Here is a 25,033-nt window from a genome sequence, read left to right on the forward strand (position 1 = left end):
TAGATAGAAGGATATAAAATGTAATCTGACAAGAGGGGAGAAGTGCAATGATCAGTAAGAAAAAAGCATTGATTGGAGCTATAGTCATTGTGGTATTAACCACTGTATTAAATATGACAGTCGTAAACTTTATTGGAGTCAGAACAGGTCAGATGTATTTAATTAGTAAAAATACCCATGAATATTATCAAGAAATACAATCCCGTTATGGTAAATTACTTCAATTAAGTAGTTTCTTAGAAGAAAATTATTATCAAGAAATAGATATGGAGGCTTTGGCAGAAGGAGCAGTAGCAGGTATGTTCGAAGCAGTTGGAGATCCCTATACTACTTATTTAACTGAGAAAGAGTTTAGCGATTTAATGACAAGGACTTCTGGGGTTTTTGGAGGAATTGGAGTTATCGTAACCCCGGGGGAAGATGGATATGTAACGGTAGTATCGCCTATAGAGGGTACACCAGGAGAAAGGGCAGGTTTAACAACAGGGGATAGAATTCTGTTGGTTGATGGAGTAGCTATTTATGGAGATCGTCTAGAAAATGCAGTTGAGTTAATGAAGGGAACACCAGGTACTCAAGTTACCTTAACCATTAGAAGGGATGGTATACCAAATACCTTCGAAGTTGAGATTATAAGAGAAGAAATAAGAGTTCAGACGGTAAGATCAGAAATATTAGAAGGAGAAATAGGTTATATTAGAATATCCTCTTTTGATGAAAAAACTTCTGATGATTTTGAGATTCACTTGAAGCAGTTGGAAAAACAAAATATTAAAGGCCTAGTATTAGACTTAAGAGGTAACCCAGGCGGACTGTTAAGTCAATGCGTTAAAATAGCAGATCGACTACTGGGAGAACAGGTGATTGTTTATACTGAAGATCGACAAGGAAAGCAAGATGTTATGAAATCTGGAAAGGGTAAAATAGATTATCCATTAGTTTTATTGGTTAATCAAGGAAGTGCCAGTGCTTCAGAAATTTTAGCAGGAGCAGTTAAGGATAGTGGAGCAGGTACCATTGTTGGAACAACCACCTTTGGTAAGGGATTAGTTCAACAAGTAAAACCCCTTTCAGATGGAACAGGTTTTAAATACACTGTATCTCAATACTTTACACCAAATGGTACCAACATTCATGGTACTGGTGTAGAACCTAATATTATTATTGAGCTACCTGAAGAATTAAAGGGAGCTACTTCAATTGAACCTAGTGAAGATACACAATTGCAGAAAGCGATAGAAGTCATTAGAGAGAAATTGAATTAATTAATAAAAGATAATTAATAAAAGATAATTAACTAAGAGGCGGGTATTCTTTATGGATACCTGCCTTAATTAATGTTTATAAAATTATGTTTTAAACTATTTTGATATTTAATTTGAGTTATGCAATTTCAAAAACTCCTTGAATCCAAAAAAAATCAGCTTCTTCCCTTAAACTATTACTAAAATCATTGTCATCAACGTATAAAGAGTTTGCATTCCAATGTTTGTCGTAATTTGCGTTATAGGAAAATTCATATACATGGTGACCATGTTTGTCCAAATCACTTAAATAAAGTATTTTCATTAGAACAAATCCCTTCGTAATGTAGTTTTATATACATATATCAAATAATACAATTATAGTATATATCCTTTCATAAAAAAAACAAACACATCAATTGTATTTAACAACAGATGTCAACACAAGTGTTTACTAAGAGTAAAAATGTTTTAAAAAAGATTAAAAAACTATTGAAATTATGTAATAAATTAGATAATATAGTAATATACATTAAATAAAAATCACATAAAGTAAATATAACTATAATATAATTAACAATGTATAGGTTTTTATTTTAACAAATGAGGAGGGGGAACAAAATGGCAAAGCGGATTGGGCCAGGTGAGAAGATTAAAAGACTTCGCTTGGCTATGGGATTAACGCAAGATGCCTTGACTAAGGATGAATTATCTAAAAGTATTGTAAGCATGATTGAAAGTAATAAACGGAACTTAACTTGGCATACAGCCCAAATTATAGCTGACTGCTTAAATGTTTATTACGAAAGATTGGGGCAAAAAATTACTGCCGAATATTTAATGGAAACAGAGGAAGATGAAGCTCGAAGAACCATTAAAGAAGACATCAAACATCTACAAGAGGTGATTGATAAAGGGAATGTAGACCAACAACTGTTAGAGAATACCTTCGATAAAATTTTAAATCACATCAAAACGTGGGGTTTAGAGAAGGAATTAGCAGATTTTAAAATTATCAGAGGTAACTTTTACTATCATAATTATCAGTATAATGAAGCCTTAACAGAGTACTTGGACGTGCTAGAATACGCTCTACGTTCAAATGACCATGGCTTAACGGCTAGAATGTACAATTCAATAGCATGTGTCTACAAATTGCAGATGAACCTAGATACTGCCTTAATCCATTATGTTAAGGCATACGATACGGCAAGGGTCTATAAGCCAAAAGATGAAGCAAAAAGAAAGGTGTTAGCATTATATAATCAGATATTATGCTATCGTCTGATGAAGCGCTACGACTTAGCCCTAAGCCATATTAATCTATTAAGGGGATTAAAATGGGATGATCCTTACTTTAAAGTAATTTTAGATAAGACGTTATTAATAGAAGGTAGTACCTATCGAGACATCGGAAACTATGAAAAAGCCCTTAAAACCTATGATAAACTACAAAACAATGAAAGAGAATTAAATAAAGAAACCTTATTTTTACTTTATGATAACTACGCAGAATTATTTTTATTACAGAAAAAACCCCGAGAGGCTTTGGTTTTCGTTCATAAAGCAAATGAAATAAAGAAAGAGGTAAATATAAACTATTTACCTGACCTATACTTAATGGAGGCAAAATGTTATAGTATATTAAAGGATTACGATCTAGTAGTTAGTTTGCTAGAAAATGCCCTGCATTTAGCCCATAGGGTAGGAAAAGAACGTGTAATATTAGACATGCACTTTGCCTTTGCAGATCTTTATTTAAAAACAAAAGACTACGAAACAGCCCTAGCCCATTTAGAGACGGCAGAGAAAACAATTATCGAGAAGGACTTAAGTACATATAAGGCAGACCTCTATAGCTTCTACTCAAATATATATCTTAAGCTGGGAGACGACAAAAAGGTTGAAGAATATCTTATTAAAATGAGAAGAAGTTTTTTGTAGACTAATTGTGGAGGATAATAAAATAAGGGGGAATTTTTGTGAAAAGGTTGAAGGGTGTTATCTTATCATTGGTAATTTCAATACTTATGTTAAATAGTGTTTTAGTATGGGGCAATATTAATATCAACGGAGAAGAAAACCCTAATACTGGTGGCGGGTTTACAATGCAACAAGACCCAAATCCAGAGATAGACTAAAAAGAGACTAGAGCTAGTCTAGAGCTAGACTAGAAAGACCCTAGCCTACTACATAATAGCTATCATTATTATCTATAATGTAATAATAGGAATAAGATAAGTTTTTAGAAGTATAAAAAGATTAGGTAGATCTTATCGATATAAATGGACTCTATGTTAAGGACAGTTTAAAAAAAGAGAATAAATGATTACCCTCATGTCATGAAAGCGATGTGAGGGTAATTTTCTATTTATAACTGTTAAATCATTTTTTACAAACTGCCACCATTAAATAATATTTATGATTTGGGATAGGTATTTCTATAGTAGAATCAATTTGATGATACATGGTTAATTGAGAAAAGGGTTTTAATACTTCTATAAATTCTTCCTCTTTATATTGATAAACATGGAAGGGGCAAGAACAAGGCTCATTTTTTCCTTTTCCAAAGGGAGTTGAAATAAGCAGCGTACCGTCAGGTTTTAAGAGATTATAGAGATTATTAACAAAAATATGGTCTCCTTCAAAATGTTCAATCGTTTCAAAGCTAATAATGGTATCGAAGGTACCATATTTTTTATCTAAATTTTCATCAAGGGCATCCTCTACATAATATTCTGTTTCTAGAAAATGATAATTGTCTTTAGCATATTCAATTGTTTCTTTACAATTGTCAATACCCACATATTTTGTAATTTTAGGATTCTGTTCTAATAATATTTCACTACCAAAGCCTACGCCACAAGCGATGTCTAAAACCCTTCCCTTTGCAAAGTCTTTTGCAAATTGATAGCGGGCAATATGCTCCATAAGTATTCCACTTCGAGGGTTCATTAAGTGGGGGATGACTCTTTCACCGGTATATTTCATAAAATTTTCCTTCCTTCTGGTAAAACTTAATATTTTAATATAACCACTTTTATCAAAAACAATTATAACAAAAGGTAGGAAATAGAACAAATTTAGATATAAGAACTAGAAAGTTTGATTAGCCTTTATTACGTTTAGTAAATATAGAAACTGCATAATTAATATTTAATTTATATTAATGATTGAAGTGTTAAAAGCATGTTTTAACAATGATATATACCTATATTGTACAAAACCTTTAGTCGTTGCTAGATGGTGGGGATGATTTATGGTATTATGCAATTTCTTCAATTAAATAGTAATTAAAATGTTAAGGGACTGGTTGAATGGTTATAAATATTTAGGGAATCATTTTAATTTAAGTAAAAAATATACTGACTAACGTTGACTTTAAAAAAATAGAGAAGTATAATTGAATAAGAACAAATGTTCTTGATAAGAATCTTAGTTAAAGATATTGTTAGATATTGGCATAGGGTTATTATGTTAACCAACTATGGTATAATAGAAGAGTACGTCTAGAATATGTATGAAAGTAATCTAGCGTATGCCTATAGGAATCTAAAAGAAAAGATCGTGAGGTTATATAAATGGACTCATTTAAAATTGTATCTGATTATAAACCAACAGGAGACCAACCGAGGGCAATAGAGACCCTAACGGAGAGTATATTAAAAGGAAGCAAACACCAAACCCTTCTAGGGGTTACGGGTTCGGGTAAAACCTTTACTATGGCCAATGTGATAGAAAATGTGCAGAAGCCAACCTTGGTTATTGCCCACAATAAAACCTTGGCAGCCCAACTTTGTAGCGAATTTAAGGAATTTTTCCCAAATAACGCAGTTGAATACTTTGTTAGTTATTATGATTATTACCAACCAGAGGCCTATGTGGTTCATTCTGATACTTATATTGAAAAAGATGCATCTATTAACGATGAAATTGATAAACTTCGTCACTCTGCTACAGCGGCTTTACTTGAGAGACGTGATGTCATTATTGTAGCCAGTGTTTCCTGTATTTATGGTTTAGGGGACCCAGAAGAATATAAAAAGTTGATGGTATCTCTAAGGACTGGTATGAATAAAGATCGAGACCAAGTACTAAGACAATTGGTAGATATTCAATATGAAAGAAATGATATCAACTTTGTTCGTGGTGCCTTCCGTGTAAGGGGTGATGTAGTGGAAATATTCCCTGCAAACTCTTCAGAAAATGCCATAAGAGTAGATTTTTTTGGTGATGAGATAGAAAGAATTACAGAAGTAAATGCCTTAACAGGAGAAGTAATAGGCAGAAGAAATCATATCTCTATTTTCCCAGCTTCCCATTATGCAACTGGGCAAGACAAAATTGAACTTGCCATCAAAGGCATTGAAAAAGAATTAGAGGAACGAGTTAAATATTTTACAGACAATGATAAATTAATCGAAGCCCAAAGGATTCAACAAAGAACGATGTATGACATTGAGATGCTTCGGGAAGTAGGTTTTTGTCAAGGAATCGAAAACTATTCAAGACATTTAACGGGAAGAGAGGCTGGTAGCAGACCCTATACCCTATTAGATTATTTTCCAGAAGACTATCTCATTATTGTGGATGAATCCCACGTGTCTATTCCACAGGTAAGGGGTATGTATAATGGCGACAGAGCTAGAAAAGAAACTTTAATAGAGCATGGCTTCCGTATGCCATCAGCCTTTGACAATAGGCCATTGCAGTTTAAAGAATTTGAATCCTTAGTCAATCAAATAGCGTATGTAAGTGCTACACCAGGACCCTATGAACTTGAAAAGGATGGTCCAGTAGTAGAACAGATTATCAGACCTACGGGGCTTTTAGACCCTATTATTGAGGTGCGACCAGTTAAAGGTCAAATAGATGACCTTGTTTCAGAAATTAATAAAAGAATTAAGCTGAAACAAAGGGTATTGGTGACAACCCTTACTAAGAAGATGGCGGAGGATTTAACCAATTATTTAAAGGAACTAGAAATAGCAGTAAGATATCTCCACTCAGATGTTAAAACCTTAGAAAGAATGGAAATTATTCGAGACCTAAGACTAGGCGTGTTTGATGTTTTGGTGGGAATCAACCTTCTACGGGAGGGGCTAGACCTACCAGAGGTTTCTTTAGTGGCTATATTAGATGCTGACAAAGAAGGGTTCCTGCGTTCGGAAACTTCCTTAATTCAGACCATCGGCCGGGCTGCTAGAAATGCAGAGGGTCGAGTAATTATGTATGCTGATAACATAACAAAATCAATGGATAAGGCTATTGGTGAAACCGAAAGACGTAGAAAAATTCAACAGGAATATAATGAAGCTAATCAGATAGAGCCTAAGACCATTGTTAAAAAGGTAAGGGAAGTTATAGAGGCTACAATGGTTGCAGAAGAAGAAGGTCTATATAAAACAGGTAAGAAGAAAGAAAGTCTTACAAATGAAGAATTACAACAATATATTAAATCTTTAGAAACAGAAATGATGGAGGCTGCAGAAAACCTTCAATTTGAAAGGGCAGCCCAATTACGAGATCAAATTAAGGAACTTCAAAAGAAAAAGTAAAAAGAGGTGTAAAAATGCCACGGGATAAAATTATTATTAAAGGTGCAAAAGAACATAATTTAAAGAATATTAATGTAGAAATTCCAAGGGAAAAGTTAGTTGCACTGACAGGACTATCTGGGTCGGGGAAATCTTCCCTTGCCTTCGATACCATCTATGCTGAAGGGCAGAGAAGATATATAGAAAGTTTATCGGCTTATGCAAGGCAGTTCCTTGGACAAATGGAAAAACCAGATGTTGAATATATTGAAGGATTATCACCTGCAATATCAATTGATCAAAAAACCACTAGTAAAAATCCTCGATCTACTGTTGGTACTGTTACAGAGATTTACGATTATCTTAGACTGTTATATGCAAGAATAGGAACACCCCATTGTCCTGTATGTGGAATAGAAATTAGTCAAATGACGGTGGAACAGATTGTTGATAAGATCATGGAATTTGAAGAAGGTACTAAGCTTCAAATTTTGGCTCCTGTTGTAAGGGGGAAAAAAGGAGAACACCAAAAGCTCTTAGAAGAGATTAAAAAAGAAGGGTTTGTAAGGGTTCGAATTAATGGAGAAGTTATGGATCTCCATGATGATATTAAATTAAGTAAAACTAAAAAACATAACATTGAAGTAGTCGTAGATCGTATTATATTAAAAGATGGGTCACAACAGAGATTAGCCGATTCGATTGAAACTGTTCTGAAACTTACTGAAGGTTTGGTTGTGGTAGATGTTATTGGAAAAGAAGAGTTGTTATTTTCAACAAAATTCGCTTGTCCAGATCACGGAATAGGAATAGAGGAACTAGCACCAAGGATGTTTTCCTTTAATAGTCCCTTTGGTGCATGTCCAGAATGTAACGGGATAGGGTATATGAAGGTGGTTGATCAAGATCTAATTATCCCTAATCAAAACCTCTCTATCCGTCAAGGGGCTGTTGTTCCCTGGGCTGGCTCTAATGGTAATCAAGAAAACACTTATTATTTTAAGATGATGGAGAGTCTTGCAAAGCAATTTAAGGTAGATCTAGATGCTCCTGTTAAGGACTTGCCAAAGGATTTTATGAAGGCACTATTATATGGATCGGCAGATCACAAGGTAACCTTTGAATATGAGTCTCAATTCGGAGGAGTTAGAAATTATGAAGCCATCTTTGAAGGTGTAATCCCAAATCTTGAAAGAAGATATAAAGAAACCTCTTCAGACTATATTAGAGAAAAGATTGAAGAGTGCATGAATGAAAACCCTTGTCAGGCATGTAAAGGAGCTCGACTTAAAGATGTTGTTCTGGCAGTTACAGTTGGGGAGAAAAACATACATGAAATTACTGAAATGTCAGTAGGCGAGGCTAAAGTTTTCTTCGATGAAGTTCAATTAGACCAAAGAAAGCAATTTATAGCAACTCAAATATTAAAAGAAATAAGGGGCAGACTTTCATTTCTATTAGATGTAGGTTTAGATTATTTAACCCTTTCAAGAAGTGCAGGAACCCTATCAGGGGGAGAATCCCAAAGAATTAGATTAGCAACCCAAATAGGATCTAGTCTAGTGGGGGTATTATATATTCTAGATGAGCCCAGTATAGGACTTCATCAAAGGGATAATGATCGGTTAATTCAAAGTTTAAGAAATCTTGCTGACATAGGAAATACAGTAATCGTCGTAGAACATGATGAAGATACCATCTGTTGTGCCGACCATATCATAGACATTGGACCAGGGGCAGGAATCCATGGTGGAGAAGTGGTGGCAGAAGGGACCCTAGATGATATTAAGAACTGTAAAGAATCCATTACAGGGCAATATCTGAGTGGAAGAAAGAAAATTGCTATCCCATCAGAAAGACGTAAGCCTAATGGTAAATGGATTGCAATAAAAGGAGCTAATGAAAATAACCTAAAGAAGCTGAATGCAGAAATTCCCTTAGGAGTCTTTACTTGTATAACAGGGGTATCTGGTTCAGGAAAAAGTACCTTAATTAATGAAATACTATATAAAAAGATTGCACAAGAGCTCCATGGGGCTAAGAGTAAACCAGGAAACCATAAATCTATTGATGGTCTACAGCATATAGATAAAGTAATTGATATTGACCAGTCACCTATCGGTAGAACACCAAGGTCAAACCCTGCCACCTATACAGGTGTATTTGATGATATAAGGGACCTATTCGCCCAAACACCTCAAGCTAAGATGAGGGGGTATCAAAAGGGAAGGTTCAGCTTTAATATTAAGGGCGGCAGATGTGAAGCATGTAGTGGAGATGGGATTATTAAAATTGAGATGCATTTCTTACCTGATGTCTACGTACCTTGTGAGGTATGTAAAGGAAAGCGTTATAATCGTGAAACTTTAGAAATTAAATATAAGGGTAAAACTATTTCTGATGTATTGGAAATGAATGTTGAAGAATCTGTAGAATTTTTTGAAAACATACCTAAAATCAAGCGAAAACTTGATACCCTTAACGATGTAGGGTTAGGTTATATAAAACTAGGACAACCTTCAACTCAGCTTTCTGGTGGAGAGGCTCAACGGATTAAATTAGCTACGGAATTAAGTAAGAGAAGTACTGGGAAAACCCTCTATATTTTAGATGAACCGACAACAGGACTTCACTTTGCAGATATCCATCGTTTAATTGATGTATTACAGAAGCTTGTAGATACAGGGAATTCTGTTTTAGTAATCGAGCATAATTTGGATGTTATCAAGACAGCAGATTTTATCATCGATTTAGGCCCTGAAGGGGGAAATAGAGGAGGTACGATCATAGCTAAAGGTACTCCAGAAGAAATCGTTAAGGTAAAGGAGTCCTATACAGGGAAGTATCTTAAAAAGCTATTATAGATTATACATTGTTGATTATAGTCTAAAAGTGAATATAAATTCAGCGTTATGGTATGATGCAATTCAAGCAGGTATAAAAGGTTTGGAATGTAATCTAATTTAATTTAATTATACACTCTACAAGGTATAAAAATATATGGAGTAGTCACCTTATATTTTTATACCTTATTTTATGTCTTATTTTAACATCATATTTTTAAATTTTTTGAAATGATCCATAGCTGAGGAAAGTGCATAATAAAAAATTAATTATTTATTAATTTTATTAATATTATTGCAAAACAACTTCGCTGCGTAGTCTTCAATGGGTAATAGATTATAATTTTAAAAGTAATTACTCAGTACACAATTCATAGTTAAGGTATTACGCAATTTCCGCAGTCAAGTATCTATAATTTTGCAGTTTCATTAGTAGAATAATTTGATTTTTTATTTTAGTAAAAGGAAGGTAAATGGAAAATTTTGAAGAAATATTAGAGGGGTTTCTTAATATATGAGTATAAATGACTATAGGAAAATAGTCTTTAAGGGGTTAGAATATTAGATAAGAGAAGTTAAATCTAGTAGTTTGTAGTAGGGGGAAGCATGAATGAAAACATACATAGAAGTTGGGATGCCAATAAAATTAGAAGTTGACGTTGTTCCTCCCTATCTCTCGTTTTGGGGGGTAATTGAGGAAGTTCAAGATAATGAATTAGTTGTTAAAATAGAGGGGCAGTATGCTCAAGGGGATATTCGGAAGGTTAAATGTACAATTCCAAAGGATACAAAGGCTTGCATTTTTGAAACCTTTATCCTTCAAGGAAAAGGGGAAGAAGTTCTCTTAAAATTACCACCAATTAAACAGCCAGAATTAGTTCAACGGAGAAAATATGTAAGGGTATCTACTGATTTGCCCGTAAATTGTTTTTTAATTGGATTTAATGATCAAAAAATCGAAAGCCAAAAGTCCTTCCCTGCTGCAGTTAAAGATCTTAGTGGTGGTGGCGTTCTAATCAATAGCAGCCTTTCACTACCAGTTGGTACAGTTATTGTTTTCGAACTAGAATTAAATAATCAAAAAATGGTCTTAACTGCTAAAGTTTTAAGAAACACTGAGAATATGGAAAATAATACAAGGGATTTAGGCTGTGAATTTATAGGCTTAGACGATTCCGATCGACAAAGAATTACTGCCTATTGTACAAGGATGCAGTTGATGAATAAGAGGAGATAAATTGAATATACAAGATATGAAATCTAGGTCGATATCAAACCCTCTATGGAATAGGGGGTTTTGCTTTTTGGAAAAAATTTTATAGCTAATATGTTAGATTGAATTAAATTACTTAATTTACAGTTTCTTCTAGATAATTATAAAATTAAGTATAGAACAAAATATTAAATAACTATAATAATTAACATATGTTTACGAATAAACAGAATATTTAATTAAATACCATTGACTCAAAATGTAAAAAATAGTATAATGATTAATAAATTGGGAATTGTTATTGTGTAAAGTATAAAAACAATTTCCAAATAATAAATGAAAGAGGTGAGGAAAATGAAAAAGGAACTTTTCATGGTACTAGAAGAAGGACATATTGAGTTTTCTGAATCTAACTTCTGTGTTTTCTGTAATCCTGTACAAATAACTCACTAATCTTAAGAGAAGCTTAAGCTTCTCTTAAGATTAGGATATAATGTGTAAGAACTAATTTTATCTAAAGAGAGGTTATTTAAAAGATGAAATCAAAGCTATCTAAGTATAATATAAATGTACCCTTTGGTGATAATACGTTCATATTTAATACACTTTCTAAAGGTCTAATAAGATTAAATAATAGTCTTTTATCTGATATAGAAAATAATAGAGAAGTGGACTCTTATATCCAGAAGGAAATGGAAAGAATGAATTTTATAGTTAACAATGAAGACTGCGAAAAGCAAATCATGAGATATCTGATGAATTCAGCTAAGTATAATTATAGTGCAATGGGTATAATTCTATCACTCACTTCAAACTGTAACTTTAGATGTAGTTATTGTTATCAAGATGGAGAAGATAAATTATCATCAAAATTTTTAAGTATAGAAGAATGGAAAATATTGTTGGGATATATTAAAAAAACGATTAGAAAAAATCATATAAGTAATTTAAGTATTAGTCTTTTTGGAGGAGAACCACTGCTTGATTATGATGCATTAATTAAAATAGTTAAAGAAATAAAAGCATTAGAAGAGGAAGAAGAAATTAAAGTAAGTATAGTGTTAATAACAAATGGTTCACTACTGACCAAATCAAGAATAGATGAACTATTAAATTATGTATCAGCTTTCCAGATAACTCTTGATGGATCTGAATCAACACATAATAAATTAAGGCCGTACCTAAATGGTGGTGGGAGTTTTAAAAATATTTTTTCAAATATTTCGTATTTAACTAATCAAGCGCCAAATAGACTTAATTTAAGGGTAAATGTTGCAGAAGAATCAATTAGTTCTGTTTATGAACTATTAAAAATATTAATTGACGAAAAAATTTCAAGTTCATTAGCAGGAATTTCTTTTGAAGCTATTTTCTCAACACAAGATGAAATTCTTAGCATTGGACATGAAAACAGAGTAAGCACTCAATTACTGAAGGAAATTAATAAGCTATATTTTTATGCAGTAAAAAAAGGTTTTAAGATTAACAAAAACTTTATATTTGGTCCTTGTATGATAAGGCATGTGCAAAGCTTTGTTGTAGATGAAAATTTAAATGTATATTCCTGCGCTGGTAAAGTATATCAGGAGCAATTGGGCAGGGTAGAAGATAACAGTAATTTATCGATTATAGATAGTAAATGGTATTCAGATATATTAGAAGAACCAAGTTGTATTGAAAACTGTCAGTATGCTCCAATCTGTTATGGCGGTTGTAGATGGATGTCGAAATGTAATAAAGAATTTTTCGATGCAGTAATTAAAGAAAGAATAGCTGCATATGTAATTTCAAAATACCCAGAAGAAGTAGAACATTTTCGATTTCAAGAGGAGGGGTTAGATGAAGTTGCTACAAGTAGAGAATTTGACTAAAGTATATAAAAATGGTTTTGTAGCTAATGATCAGTTAAATTTAGAATTAAGTACTAATGAAATTGTTGGAATTGTTGGACCAAACGGTGCAGGTAAAACAACATTAATAAGACAATTATTGAGGTTATTGAAACCAACATCAGGTGAAATAAAATTACTTGAGGAAAATATACCGTATCTTGAAAATATTGCATACGTACCACAATTACCTATATTTTTTCCTGCTTTAACAGTTAAAGAAACCCTATACTATTCACTAAGATATAGAGGGTATTCAAAAAAGGAAATCGAAGAAAAGATGAATTGGGTTATGGAGGATATTGGGTTAAATCAAGTACAAGATAAATATGGATATACATTATCAGGTGGTTATAAAAAATTATTGTTAGTTGCAACTGCAATAATGCAAGAGACTAAAATATTAATATTAGACGAACCCACAGCAATGGTTGATATTATAAAAAAACAAAACATATGGGATTTAGTACAAAAAAATAAAAATAATAGAGGTACACTTATTACAAGTCATGATATTAATGAGGTTAAAAGGCTTTGCGACAGAATATATGTTTTAGTAGGTGGTAAGTTTATTTTTTCTGGCACACCGGATGAGTTGGCATATATGATGCCGGAAAAAGTAGAGGTTTATTTAAAAATAAAGTCAGAAGAAATCAAATTCGAGAAGTTTATTAGTAGCCTGAATGTTGAGTATGAAAAAATGGAGCATAGGACCTTTAAATTATTATTTTCTCAATTGGGGGAAGCTGTCAGTCGATTAAGTGGTATAGAAGAGCATTTTAGTATTATATCGTTAAAAGTTGAGTATCCATGTTTAGAAAGTAGGGTGATGAATCTTGTTAAAAGTAATTAATGCTAAAATACTTACAACTTTGTCTATAGAAATGAAGAGTTTAAGGCTCTATAGTTATCACATGTTCTTCACATTATTTTTGATTCCCTCCTCTTATATTATTATTAACATGCTTAATCAAGGGTTCATAAAAGATCAAGTGGGTTTCCTGTTAACGGGTTTCATTGTAACTATTATGATCGGCGCATTCATAAGTATGCTGTCGTTAAGAGTTTCAAACCTAATGGAAGCAGAGGTATTAGAACTTTATTCAACTATTATTGTTAATAAAACACAGTTAATTATCGCATTAGTTTTAAATTATTTAGTTTTATCAATACCACAAATTATTATTGCAGGTATTTTAGCAGTTGTGTATAGTACACAGGTGAATGTGTTGAAATTTATATTCTCTATAATTTTAGCAGGTATTTTTTTTGCTTCTATTGGGGTATTTATAGGTTTAGTTATCAAAAATAAGTATAAGGCTTCTGGGATAGTTCCTTATATTAATATAATCTTTTTAGTTATAACTCCAATATACTATCGCCTTGATAATATGAATAGATATTTTGTTTATTTATATAGTATCAACCCAATTGTTCATATATTAAACATTATGAGGGAAAGTATTGGTATTAAAGGTTTAAATAGTGGAATAACGCTTTCGTATGGTTACATTATAATTCTTTGCGCCTTCCTATTAAAATCTATATATAAAAAAGTAAATAACATATATATCTTAGAGAAATTAATATGAGGCATTTATTTAAAGAATGGAAAAATTTATGGATATATTTTTTGAAATTAACAATAACTGTATTTGTTTGGATCATGATTACTATTACAAGTGTACCTATAGTAAATGCTAGTATTTTAAGTATATCAAATGATGAAGTACCTATTTATATAAAAATGGATAAATACTTTATACTCTATACATATCCGATAGCACCTTTTATTGATCAGCAAGGTCGTCTATTAATTCCATTAAGAATGATCCAAGACTTAATGGGGGGGAATGTGGAGTATAATCATACAACGAAAACAGCTTCTGTGGAACTATTAGATAGTGTTTTCAATCTGACAATTGATTCGGAAATAGCATATGTAAATAAAAATGAAGTTGTAATGGATACTATTCCAGTATTAAAGCAAGATTCGATGTTTTTACCTTTACGTTTATTTTTAGATCATACAGATATTGACTATAATTGGGACCTCTCACTAAAATTACTTCATATAACCGATGAAAGGGTATTAGTTGGGAACATTTTCAAGTCATTTGATCTTCATGATTTAACAGAAAATCATATAGACGGCAACTTCCACTTACAATCTTATAAAATATTCAATTCTAAGGGTCTATCATATTTAAATGTAAAAGTAAAAAACTTGACAACAGAAAATGTGTTAGAAGGAAAAACAGATATTCAACCACTAGTTTATTTTAGAGCTACTAGAGGCGGATATTCAGTAGATTCTTACATTAGGCCTAACAATAAGGATGTCCAAGAAATAAAGGCTGGGGAAACTTTATGGGTAAATAAGACAATAGATTTAGATGATGCGGCGTATATTATTTCTGTGGGAAGAAGAGTTCCTTAAAGACTTAAATAATATGAAACGTGAATAAGTAAAATAGGCTAATTAAAGGGTTGTCTCAATAATGGAAAAAATAATTTCTAGGACTGAGACGCTCTTTTAGTTTTTGTTAGACAGATAAAGGAGTTAAATTACATTTTTATTACTCTTTTAATTTAAATTTTATAAATTTGTAAAAATTAATTTTAAGATTAAAGAAATTGTATCCCTCTAATTTCAAAATCCAAGAAGGATTTTAACCAGATTAAGTAGAAATATTAGTATATGAAATAAAGCTATTGAAATAAAGAAATTTTGAGAACATTTAAAGGTTTGCTGTTGGTTTTCAATAGACAGGATGATATTAGAGGAGGCATAATAATGGGAGATTTCCACTACTACATTTACATTTGTTTGTTAGGGCTAGTCATTAATATGGTTTATTTAATCATTAAAAGAAGAGAACAACCTACTGTCGTATTAATTAATTCACTAATCTTGATTGCTATTTCAAATTTAGCCCTATGGCAAAAAGGAATTTACATTGATGAACATAATCTAAGTGGAAATTCATTTGATTTTTATGTTAATTTAGTTAACAACATCATTTTCTTAATTTCCGCAATTACAATAGGTGGGCCTAGCAAAAGGCGATAAAAGAGACAGGGAGTAATTTTATTCAGCTCTCTGTAGTTTTATGATAACACGGGAGTTGAGTATATGATCAAAGTAATCTTAGAGAAGGATAATTTCAGAAAAATATGTTCCTATATAATTATTTTAAATTTTATACTCAGTATATTCGTTTATAAGACAAAACTAACTGGAACGATTTTCTTTGTGTTTGGTATACTGTTATTTTTATCGGCTATTATACTCTTTTCTGAAATGTTGGCTACAAGAAGGTTTTCAGTGGTTTTTCTGGTGGGGATTCTGGTAGGGACATGGCGGTTTATGAATCTATTCTCAATAAACAACCAAAGTGCTATGACAATTTTTATTTTGATAAATTATATTATTTATAGCGGGATAATGGGCATAGCAATTGAAGTTATAAGTTATGGAATAAAGAATATTTATCAAATGTCTAGTGCAATGGGGATCGTAATCATTACATCATTAAGCATAATGAGTTTTTTCGGATATTTTTATTATCAAAGTGTTGTTCGTTTCATAGGATTTTAGTAGACATAAAGGAAATAGACGGTAGAGAGAATAAAAGTTCCAATAGAGCTTGATAAAGAGTATAGGTTCTATCAATTAGACATTTGAAAATAGCTTATATAGAATATAATAGAATTAGTTAATGGGGCTTAAGTTTTAGAATAAGGCCAATGTTGGCTAGTATGTTTATGAAATCTCTGCTAATAACCTTAAAGGGTGGAGGAAACTATGAAAAAATATTTTAAAATATCTATTTCTATTCTTCTAATTCTAATCTGCTATATGGTCTACTTTTATCAAACCATCGGACCAGAAGAATTAGTTAAGCATCATTTCAAACTACAAAACCAAAACGCTTTTTTTAGAATTAAGGCAACAGTGACCCCTCGACATTTAAGCACAAACTGGAATTTAAACAATATTGATGAAATTAAGCTATTAAATATAGAAGAAGATACTACTGGTAAAATTGCAGAAGACTATAATAGCAATGGTATGGGTAGTACTAAAAACTACCAAGAAGTAAAGGGTTATGTAGTTACTTATGCATTAAAAAACAAAGTAGATGGGAAGTCACCATTATATAGTGGCGAATATAACTTCAATTACGTTACTGTTAAGAAAAACAGATTCTCCCGCTGGTTGATAGACGATTGGGGCATATAACTTAATAACGTTTCATATCTTCATAAATAAACAAAAAAGTTGCCAACAATTTCAGTCTGGCAACTTTTTTGATTCATTGTCTAATTTAAAATATCAAAATCAAGTCAAAATCTAGTCAAAATCAAGTCTACAATCTAATCTACAATCATACCACGTATTTCATTCTCTTTAGTTAATATAATTCCTACAACATCCCCAACCTTTAAGTCTTCAAAGGATATATTGAAATGATGGGCATTACGCTTCAATAAAAATACTGCATCATCTATTGGCGAAAGCCCTTCAAAAACCTCACGACTATTGTTTTCTATATGTTGTTCAATTTCAATTAATTTTTTTTCAAAATCAATTTTTCTAATCTCTCCATAGACAAAGGCTTCTCCCTCAAGAGGATTAGCAGCAGGAAGTTTTTCTAAGGCTGTTTTATCAGAGATTGTTACGGTATGGGTGTGTTCATCATAATCAATTTGATAGCCTAAGCCCTCCGAAATGGCCCTAATAGGCAAGTAGATTCGCTCATTATACATAAAGGGTTCTTCATCTAATGTCAGAGACTCATCCTGAAACCTTACCTGTATGTTGTTATAATAAACCGTAATCTCTTCAAATAAAGTAGCGCCCCAGCTTAAAGATGAATAGGCCAGTAGGATAAAAGTTAATATAGATACCGTTAATTTTTTTAACATAGTCTTCCCCTCCAAATAAATTATTATGCAATTTATTTAGAGTATCGTCTAAGAAAAAAATATTATACCTATTTTTTAAAAGTACCTTGGGGTATTTTCATCATTTTGATAAAGTCTTTAATTTCACTTTTATCTTCTGGAGGAAAGGTAAGCTCAATTTTCCCAAATTCAGAACTAAGCTTTAACTCAACAGAAGATTCTCTAATTAAATAACTATCTATCTTTTCGTAGGGATAGAAACCTGACATATTAATGATTCTACCAGTAAGGGGAAAATCTAAACGGAGATCTATTCCTCTAACTAAAATACCATCCTTTAAAAAGTCAGCCGTGGTTTTCGACTTCGAATAACGTAGAAGCCCTTCAAAAAATAAGATTGTTATAATAAATAAACCAATTCTAAGTACAACAATTTCTGTAAGATAGGATTGACGAAAAATTGGTAGAAGGTATATGAAAAATGGTACAATATAATAGACAAGACGGTCTCCTATATAAAAGGATTTAATAGGATAACTCATGACTGCATTACTTTCTTTTCTATATTTATAGAATAAAAAGTGTCTAGTAAAGGCTTGTATAACTGCAAAAGCAAGAAAACTTAAAATAAATAAAAAGGCCTGATAAACCTCTACACTAATTGATGGTGGAAAGACTCGATCAAAAGTGGCTACGACAAATAGGTAAGTTATATCCTGAAAGAAAGGATATAATAGAAATAATAATATTGCTGCGACTGTAAAAATAATCATTCTTTTAGTATTGTACATTAAACAACCTCCCAAATTATTACAGACTTACTGATATAGTTAATTGTATCCAAAAAATTAGAAAACATCAACAGGATTTCTTAGAAAGGGGGCAGAAAATGTTTGACATTAAAGAACAATTAAAAATATTACCAGATCGACCTGGTGTATATATAATGAAAAATCTAGATCTAGATGTTATTTATGTTGGTAAAGCCATTTCCCTAAGAAATAGAGTAAGACAGTATTTCCAATCGGGTAAGAATCAGGGATCTAAAGTTAGGGCTATGGTGGCTAACATTAACTCTTTTGAATATATCGTAACGGATTCTGAGCTAGAGGCTTTAATTTTAGAATGTAATTTAATCAAAAAATATAGACCCAAATATAATGTCCTTTTAAGGGACGATAAAACCTATCCCTATATTAAAGTAACCTTAAATGAAGCCTATCCAAGGGTCATTAAAACAAGAAGAGTTTTAAAGGATAAGGGGAAATATTTCGGTCCCTACACCAATATCGGGGCACTAAATCAAACGCTGGAAATAATTCATCAGCTTTATCCTATTAGAGATTGTAAAAAAAATATTGATAGAATGATTGAAAGAAAGGAAAGACCATGCCTGAATTATCATATAAAGAAGTGTATGGGACCCTGTACTGGCGAAGGAAAAAAAGATGAATATAACCGTATGGTAGAGGAAATTATTACGATTTTGAATGGGAAAGAAAATCAGTTGATTAAAACCTTAGAGACAAAAATGAAGGAAGCCGCAAGGGAGATGGATTTTGAAAAGGCTGCCTCGTTTAGAGACCAGCTTTTGGCCCTTGAAAATACCTTTGAGAAGCAAAAAGTTGTTACGGATCTTAAAGTAGATCAAGATGTTATTGCCATGGCTACAGAAGGAGAAATCAACTGTGGTGTAGTATTTTTTATAAGGGAAGGGAAATTAATTCATCGGGAACCCTTTACCTTCATGGCTAATGAGGGAGAGTCGAGGGAAGAACTTTTAACGGCCTTTATTAAACAGTTCTACAATAATATGGACTATATCCCTAAAGAGATTCTTTTAGAGGAAATTTTAGATGAAGAAGAGCTACTACAGGAATGGTTAAGTGACAAAAGAGGTAGCAAGGTTCAATTGAGGGTTCCACAACGGGGGGATAAAAAACAGTTGATGGAAATGGCTAAAAAGAACGCTACCACCACTTTAATGCAATTGAAAATAGCAAGAAAAACAGCTACAGGTGGTGAAAGAAAAGAACTGGTTGAGCTTCAAGAATTACTAGGACTAGATGAAATGCCGATTCGCATCGAATCCTACGATATATCTAACATTAGTGGATTGCAATCTGTAGGTTCGATGATTGTATTTGAAGATGGAAAAGCTAAATACAGTGACTATCGAAGGTTTAAAATTAAAACCATCTCAGGCCCTAATGATTATGGAAGTCTTGAAGAAATCCTTGAAAGAAGGTTTTCAAGGGGCTTGTTGGAAACTCAGCAATTATTATCGGGAGAGATTTCCATGACGGAAGGTAAGTTTCTACAATTTCCAGATCTAATTATGGTGGATGGTGGTTTCGGGCAGGTTACCAGCGTTAAAAAGGTCCTAGATACCCTCTCTATTAACATTCCTGTATGTGGAATGATTAAAGATGATAAGCATAAAACAAGGGGGATCGCCTATGAAGGTGAAGAAATTATTTTGGACAAAAGGACACCATTATTTCGATTGATTTTTAAGATTCAAGAAGAAGTTCATCGTTTTGCCTTAGCATATCATAAGACATTAAGAAAAAAGACAATGCTTCAGTCAGAGCTAGAAGAAATAAAGGGCATTGGTGAAGCCAGAAGAAAGGCATTAATGAAGCATTTTGGCGAAATACAAAAGATTAAAACCGCCACCCTCGAAGACTTACTAAAGGTGGAGGGAATGAATAAAAAAGCGGCTGAAAGCATTATCAATTTCTATCAAGAAAGTAGTCAAAAGGAAGAAATAACAGATTTGGAAGGAGTAAAAACAGGGGATGAATAAAGAAAACCAAATGAAGTCAATATCAGTAAAAAAGATGATAGAATATTTTAAGTTTGAAGAAGTGAATTTCCCAGAGAATGAAAAAAAGTACATTACTACATCGGAACTAAATCGCCCAGGAATACAATTGGCAGGTTTTTTTAATTACTTTGCTTTTGAACGGATTCAAGTAATTGGAAAGGTAGAACACTTTTATTTAGACACCCTTTACCCTGATATTCGGCAACAACGTTTTAATAAGTTATTTTCTTATGATATCCCTTGTGTTATCGTGAGTCGAAACTTAGATATTTATGATGAAATGTTGATGGCGGCAGAAAAATATCAGATCAAGATCCTTCGAAGTGAGCATAATACCACCCACTTAATCAGTATGCTTGTAGGCTATCTAGAGGATAAATTAGCTCCTTCATTAACCCTACATGGGGTTTTAATGGACATCTATGGTGTAGGGGTTTTAATTACTGGGAAGAGTGGTATTGGGAAAAGTGAAACAGCAGTAGAGCTAATTAAGCGGGGGCATCTACTGGTGGCAGATGATTCTGTAGAAATAAAGCGAATTGGACATGAGTCATTAAGTGGAACTGCTCCAGAACTAATTAAGCACATGATGGAGGTAAGAGGCATCGGCCTAATGGATATAAAAAGCCTATTTGGTGTAGGTGCTATTAAAGAAAGCACTCAAATTAATTTAGTAATTCACTTGGAGGAATGGGATGCCCAGACAAGCTATGATCGTTTAGGCTTAGATGACAATTATCGTGAAATTTTAGGGATGAAGGTGAACGAAGTTGTTATTCCTATTAAACCTGCAAGGAATGTTGCACTTTTAATTGAAATTGCCGCTAGAAACTTTAGACAAAAGGAAATGGGTTATCATGCTGCAAAAGAATTTGACAAACGGTTAATGAGCAGTTTATCTATTCAAGAAGAAGATTAAAGGGGGAGGACAAATGTATAGGATTGGGATAGACTTAGGGGGAACAGAAATAAAAGGTGGTTTGTTAAATGAAGAGGGAGAAATCCTTCATAAAGTCTCGGTTACAACCCCTGTAACTGATGGATTTGAAGGGGTTTGTAAAAGGATTGCTGAATTAGTAGATGAACTAATAAAGATGGCTGGGCTTCAAAGGGAGTCTGTAAAGTCGGTAGGGGTAGGGATTCCAGGGTTGTGTGACGAAAGGGGTTTTGTCTATATTGCCGTCAATCTTTATTGGGAAAATGTACCTTTGGGTGAAAGACTTCGGCAAATTATGGGGTTACCCGTTTATATTGAGAACGATGCTACAGTAGCAGCTATAGCCGAAGCCACAAAGGGCTCTATGAAGGAAGTAATAAATGGTGTTTTAATTACCCTTGGAACGGGGGTTGGTGGTGGTCTTATTTTGCAGGGAAGAGCCTATAGTGGTAATCATGGTCTTGGTAGTGAATTAGGACATATGATTATAGGAGAAAATGATTATAATTGTAATTGTGGCAGTAATGGATGTTTAGAGACCTTTGCTTCAGCCACTGCCCTTGTGAAATATACCAAGAGTCTACTTAAAGAGGGAAATTTTAATTCTAAACTTAGGCATCAGTTAAAAGACAACTTAGAAGATTTGAATGCTAAGATGATCTTCGACCTAGCCAAGGAAGGAGACGAAATAGCCACTAAAGCTGTGAATCGTTTTATTAAGTATCTAGCAATTGGAATAGGAAACATTATAAATTTACTTGACCCAGAGATAATTGCCCTTGGGGGTGGCGTTTCTAAGGCAGGAAGTTTCCTTATTGAATCAATAGAAGCAGAAGTAGGCAAATATGTTTTCTTTAAAAAAGGTAAAAGACATTGTAAAATTCGGTTGGCAGAGTTAGAAAATGATGCCGGGATCATTGGAGCAGCCATGATGGGGATAAAAAGAGAAGATTAAGAATAAAAAAAGCTAGTTTGGAATGTTTTTTCAAACTAGCTTTTAAAAATAGAGGGTGTTAAAGCTATAAAGGTAGATCCTTTTTGCTAAAGATATAAATTCCTCCACTGTAGAGGATAACTGAAAGTATAAATAAGGCAACAAAGGAAGTACCGAAACCACTGACTTTATTGATGATATCTGTAGGGTTAAACAGGGTTAGTAGAGTAGCATATTTAAGGTTTGAAAGCTGATCTCCTACGTTAGATAACATTTGAATAATTAAAAATGCTACTGGTATGCCTCCTCCTACTGCAAGGGATTGATTTGTATCATTGAAGAAACAAGAGGCGATAAACCCAATTCCACTAATGGCATAATAAAGAAGTAGTGTACCTAAATTAAGCAATAAAAATCCTGAAATATCAAGGGCGCCTGGAAACATGGCTTCACTAGAAATAATCCCAATTAGGGTTACAAAAGCAATTAATAGAGTGATACTGCCAATAAGAAATAGACCTTGGGTCACTGCAATTTTTACCCTTGTATTTGGTGTTGAAAGTAAATAGGCCATTGAGCCCTTATCCACGTGCTTTGCAATGGTACGATTAGCCACTATAATCGAATAAATCAATGGAAATAATAAAATTAGAAAACCATAAAAATATCCAGCAATAAAACCTAATAAGGATGTGTCTACAATTGTAAAGTTTAGTGCACTGATTAGGTCCTTAGGTAGGGACTCAATAAGGGCATTCATAGAATCAAGGGTGTCTGGATCAAACATACCGACAATCATTGAAAAATAAAAAGCTAACACCACCATAAAGATAATTAGAACTTTATAATTAGACTTAATTGTTGCTTTTAGTAAGGGCATACTAATCATTTTGAACCCTCCCTTCCATAATAGTGCATGAAAATATCTTCTAAGCTTTGGGTAATCACATCTAAGCCCGTTACGCTATAATTGGGTAATAGGGCAATAAATTGGGAAAGGTCACCACTTATAGCGACATTAACGATATTCTCATACATTGATTCCACTGTAAGGTTTTCCTTTGCAAACTTACTTGCTTCATCAGTGGTTTTAAAAGTAACCCTGTAAAGTTTCCTTTGGGCGGCCTTTAGCGCCTGAATATCATCAATTGCTACTAAACGGCCCTGACGAATGATTCCAACACGGTCACAGGTTCTTTCTACTTCCTCAAAGCTATGGGAAGACATGATGATTGTTCTGCCCTTTGTCTTTTCTTCTCTAATTAATTCAATAAATCGATTTTGCATAAGAGGATCAAGTCCGCTGGTAGGCTCATCTAGAATTAAAATATCTGGGTTATGCATAAAGGCACAAACAATTCCTACCTTTTGTTTCATTCCCTTTGACATTTTTCTTATTTTACCCTTTGTATCTAATTCAAATTGAGCGATAAGTTCATCTCTTCGGGTAAAATCCTTTAAGCCCCTCATACTTGCCATTAGATTTAAAAATTGAATTCCTGTCATATCATCAAAAAAAGCAATTTCTCCAGGTAAATAACCGAGGTTTTTTTGAATAATAGCTGCCTCTCTATGACAGTCCATTCCATCAATTTTGCAACTTCCTTGATCAGGCTTAATAAAACCTAGAAGATGACGAATTGTTGTTGTTTTTCCGGCACCGTTAGGACCAAGATATCCAAAAACTTCTCCTTTACTTACTTCAAAGGAAAGGTCAAAGACTCCTTTTTTATTTCCATAAGATTTAGTTAGTTGGTGAATTTGGATCATTTTTTACACCTCCACAAAAAGTTTTGAACTAAAACCTAAATATGAGTTCATTATATCAATGGTAAAATCTAAAGTCAATATAAAAATGAACTAATTAAGTGTAAAAAGTTCATTTTTATGATATACTATGGATGGGTGATAATATGAACGGCTACGAAAAAAGAACACAAATGAAGAAGGAACTAATATTACAGGCAACTGAAGAGCTGATTTTTAGTAAGGGAATTACCAATACAAGTGTCGAAGAAATTGCAAATTTAGCTGGAGTCTCTAAAGTAACCTTATTTAAATATTTTGGGTCGAAGGATGCCCTTGTTCGCTTAGTTTTTGAAAGATACATGGATCGAAAATTAAGTGAGGTAGATAAAATGTTACAGTCAGATTTGCCCTTTCAAGAAAAAATAGAAGTATTTTTTTCTATGGAGCAGATAACCCAGGACTCAATTGATGATCGGTTTCTGCAAAGTGTACCATGGGAGGACCCTGCTATCCAATGTCTTTATGATGAAATAGCCAATACAAAGGCTGTTCCGATGTTATTAGAATTATTTAAACAAGGAAAAGATGCAGGTGTTATTGATCAAGATATATCAATAGAAGCTTTTATGGCCTACTTAGGGGCATTTACTGGTATTATGAAGGACCCAAATTTTTTGAAAACTAGTGAAGAATTTAAAAATAGTATCAGTAAATTATTTTATTTTGGTTTGTTTGGTAAGAAATAAAGATAATAATAATATAAGTTAATTAAGTTGAATATTCCCTTTAAGGGAATTTTTTTTGTTTATGGCGAGTAAGTTATAGTAAAAGTCAGCTTTGTTTCTTTTAAGTAGGAACACTTAAAATACTAAATAACTCATCTTATACAGAATAAAGTTATATAATTTAGACTATTTTAAATTTAATATAAATAATTAAAGGAATA

The 25,033-nt window shown here is 32.7% G+C and carries 23 protein-coding genes; 17 read left to right on the top strand and 6 right to left on the bottom strand.

What is annotated here, in order from left to right; all coding sequences use genetic code 11:
* The first annotated feature begins 47 nt into the window (after window positions 1-47).
* Window positions 48-1,265 (top strand): S41 family peptidase, encoded by a 1,218-nt coding sequence (locus T335_RS0105635; protein ID WP_051569157.1) that lies wholly within the window; start codon window positions 48-50, stop codon window positions 1,263-1,265.
* Window positions 1,266-1,383: 118 nt separating this feature from the next.
* On the opposite strand, the gene T335_RS0105640 is transcribed toward T335_RS0105635, so the two are convergent.
* Entirely contained in the window at window positions 1,384-1,569 is a 186-nt protein-coding gene (locus T335_RS0105640; RefSeq protein ID WP_026476670.1) for a hypothetical protein, read from the bottom strand.
* A gap of 296 nt (window positions 1,570-1,865) precedes the next feature.
* Here T335_RS0105640 and T335_RS0105645 point away from each other — a divergent pair, with 296 nt between their 5' ends.
* Together T335_RS0105645 and T335_RS22210 are read left to right on the top strand one after the other, a co-directional pair.
* On the top strand, window positions 1,866-3,188 hold the full coding sequence (locus tag T335_RS0105645) for a helix-turn-helix domain-containing protein (protein ID WP_026476671.1): 1,323 nt from the start codon (window positions 1,866-1,868) through the stop codon (window positions 3,186-3,188).
* A gap of 38 nt (window positions 3,189-3,226) precedes the next feature.
* Window positions 3,227-3,385, top strand: a complete 159-nt coding sequence (locus T335_RS22210; protein ID WP_156943634.1) for a hypothetical protein — start codon at window positions 3,227-3,229, stop codon at window positions 3,383-3,385.
* Window positions 3,386-3,629: 244 nt separating this feature from the next.
* On the opposite strand, the gene T335_RS0105655 is transcribed toward T335_RS22210, so the two are convergent.
* A complete protein-coding gene (locus T335_RS0105655; RefSeq protein WP_026476672.1) occupies window positions 3,630-4,235 on the bottom strand; it encodes a class I SAM-dependent methyltransferase in 606 nt (201 codons plus the stop codon).
* 590 nt (window positions 4,236-4,825) lie between these two features.
* Between T335_RS0105655 and uvrB the strand changes: the two genes are divergently transcribed.
* From uvrB to T335_RS0105710, 10 genes are all read left to right on the top strand, one after another.
* Window positions 4,826-6,802: an excinuclease ABC subunit UvrB gene (gene uvrB, locus T335_RS0105660; RefSeq protein WP_026476673.1), complete on the top strand. Its 1,977-nt coding sequence runs from the start codon at window positions 4,826-4,828 to the stop codon at window positions 6,800-6,802.
* 14 nt (window positions 6,803-6,816) lie between these two features.
* Window positions 6,817-9,645, top strand: a complete 2,829-nt coding sequence (gene uvrA / locus T335_RS0105665; protein ID WP_026476674.1) for an excinuclease ABC subunit UvrA — start codon at window positions 6,817-6,819, stop codon at window positions 9,643-9,645.
* 589 nt (window positions 9,646-10,234) lie between these two features.
* A complete protein-coding gene (locus T335_RS0105670) occupies window positions 10,235-10,861 on the top strand; it encodes a flagellar brake protein (RefSeq protein WP_026476675.1) in 627 nt (208 codons plus the stop codon).
* Window positions 10,862-11,373: 512 nt separating this feature from the next.
* Window positions 11,374-12,708 carry a radical SAM/SPASM domain-containing protein gene (locus T335_RS19995; protein ID WP_051569158.1) on the top strand — a complete coding sequence of 445 codons (1,335 nt, stop codon included), beginning with the start codon at window positions 11,374-11,376 and terminating at the stop codon, window positions 12,706-12,708.
* Window positions 12,677-13,579, top strand: coding sequence for an ABC transporter ATP-binding protein (locus T335_RS0105685; RefSeq protein WP_026476676.1), 903 nt, complete (start codon window positions 12,677-12,679; stop codon window positions 13,577-13,579). The genes T335_RS19995 and T335_RS0105685 overlap by 32 nt, the downstream gene beginning before the upstream one ends.
* A gap of 109 nt (window positions 13,580-13,688) precedes the next feature.
* Window positions 13,689-14,318: an ABC transporter permease gene (locus T335_RS0105690; RefSeq protein ID WP_242837256.1), complete on the top strand. Its 630-nt coding sequence runs from the start codon at window positions 13,689-13,691 to the stop codon at window positions 14,316-14,318.
* Between the two features lie 41 nt (window positions 14,319-14,359).
* Window positions 14,360-15,166 (top strand): copper amine oxidase N-terminal domain-containing protein, encoded by an 807-nt coding sequence (locus tag T335_RS21545; RefSeq protein WP_169735930.1) that lies wholly within the window; start codon window positions 14,360-14,362, stop codon window positions 15,164-15,166.
* 357 nt (window positions 15,167-15,523) lie between these two features.
* Window positions 15,524-15,799: a hypothetical protein gene (locus T335_RS0105700; RefSeq protein ID WP_026476678.1), complete on the top strand. Its 276-nt coding sequence runs from the start codon at window positions 15,524-15,526 to the stop codon at window positions 15,797-15,799.
* A gap of 63 nt (window positions 15,800-15,862) precedes the next feature.
* Window positions 15,863-16,327: a hypothetical protein gene (locus T335_RS0105705; RefSeq protein ID WP_026476679.1), complete on the top strand. Its 465-nt coding sequence runs from the start codon at window positions 15,863-15,865 to the stop codon at window positions 16,325-16,327.
* 207 nt (window positions 16,328-16,534) lie between these two features.
* A complete protein-coding gene (locus tag T335_RS0105710) occupies window positions 16,535-16,972 on the top strand; it encodes a DUF4829 domain-containing protein (RefSeq protein WP_026476680.1) in 438 nt (145 codons plus the stop codon).
* A 134-nt stretch (window positions 16,973-17,106) separates the two neighbouring features.
* Here the strand turns inward: T335_RS0105710 and T335_RS0105715 are convergent, their stop codons facing one another.
* Window positions 17,107-17,658, bottom strand: coding sequence for a copper amine oxidase N-terminal domain-containing protein (locus tag T335_RS0105715; RefSeq protein WP_026476681.1), 552 nt, complete (start codon window positions 17,656-17,658; stop codon window positions 17,107-17,109).
* A 68-nt stretch (window positions 17,659-17,726) separates the two neighbouring features.
* The gene (locus T335_RS0105720) at window positions 17,727-18,428 is read right to left on the bottom strand and encodes a DUF5673 domain-containing protein (RefSeq protein ID WP_026476682.1); all 702 of its coding nucleotides are present in this window, start codon (window positions 18,426-18,428) and stop codon (window positions 17,727-17,729) included.
* Between the two features lie 98 nt (window positions 18,429-18,526).
* On the opposite strand from T335_RS0105720, the gene uvrC reads away from it, so the two are divergent.
* Genes uvrC through T335_RS0105735 form a run of 3 tightly spaced genes read left to right on the top strand, consistent with a single transcriptional unit; the run spans window position 18,527 to window position 22,359 of the window.
* Complete coding sequence (gene uvrC / locus T335_RS20005; RefSeq protein WP_051569160.1) at window positions 18,527-20,446, top strand: excinuclease ABC subunit UvrC; 1,920 nt, start codon at window positions 18,527-18,529, stop codon at window positions 20,444-20,446.
* Window positions 20,439-21,386 (top strand): HPr(Ser) kinase/phosphatase, encoded by a 948-nt coding sequence (gene hprK / locus T335_RS0105730; protein ID WP_242837255.1) that lies wholly within the window; start codon window positions 20,439-20,441, stop codon window positions 21,384-21,386. The genes uvrC and hprK overlap by 8 nt, the downstream gene beginning before the upstream one ends.
* A gap of 13 nt (window positions 21,387-21,399) precedes the next feature.
* Entirely contained in the window at window positions 21,400-22,359 is a 960-nt protein-coding gene (locus T335_RS0105735) for an ROK family protein (RefSeq protein WP_026476684.1), read from the top strand.
* Between the two features lie 64 nt (window positions 22,360-22,423).
* Here the strand turns inward: T335_RS0105735 and T335_RS0105740 are convergent, their stop codons facing one another.
* Together T335_RS0105740 and T335_RS0105745 are read right to left on the bottom strand one after the other, a co-directional pair.
* Window positions 22,424-23,227 carry an ABC transporter permease subunit gene (locus T335_RS0105740; RefSeq protein ID WP_026476685.1) on the bottom strand — a complete coding sequence of 268 codons (804 nt, stop codon included), beginning with the start codon at window positions 23,225-23,227 and terminating at the stop codon, window positions 22,424-22,426.
* Window positions 23,224-24,108 carry an ABC transporter ATP-binding protein gene (locus T335_RS0105745; protein WP_026476686.1) on the bottom strand — a complete coding sequence of 295 codons (885 nt, stop codon included), beginning with the start codon at window positions 24,106-24,108 and terminating at the stop codon, window positions 23,224-23,226. The genes T335_RS0105740 and T335_RS0105745 overlap by 4 nt, the downstream gene beginning before the upstream one ends.
* Before the next feature lie 143 nt (window positions 24,109-24,251).
* Here T335_RS0105745 and T335_RS0105750 point away from each other — a divergent pair, with 143 nt between their 5' ends.
* A complete protein-coding gene (locus tag T335_RS0105750) occupies window positions 24,252-24,833 on the top strand; it encodes a TetR/AcrR family transcriptional regulator (RefSeq protein ID WP_026476687.1) in 582 nt (193 codons plus the stop codon).
* The last annotated feature ends 200 nt before the right edge of the window (window positions 24,834-25,033 follow it).

Origin of the sequence: Alkaliphilus transvaalensis ATCC 700919 (assembly GCF_000621485.1) — a bacterium.
In the GTDB taxonomy this organism is placed as follows: Bacteria; Bacillota; Clostridia; order Peptostreptococcales; family Natronincolaceae; genus Alkaliphilus; species Alkaliphilus transvaalensis.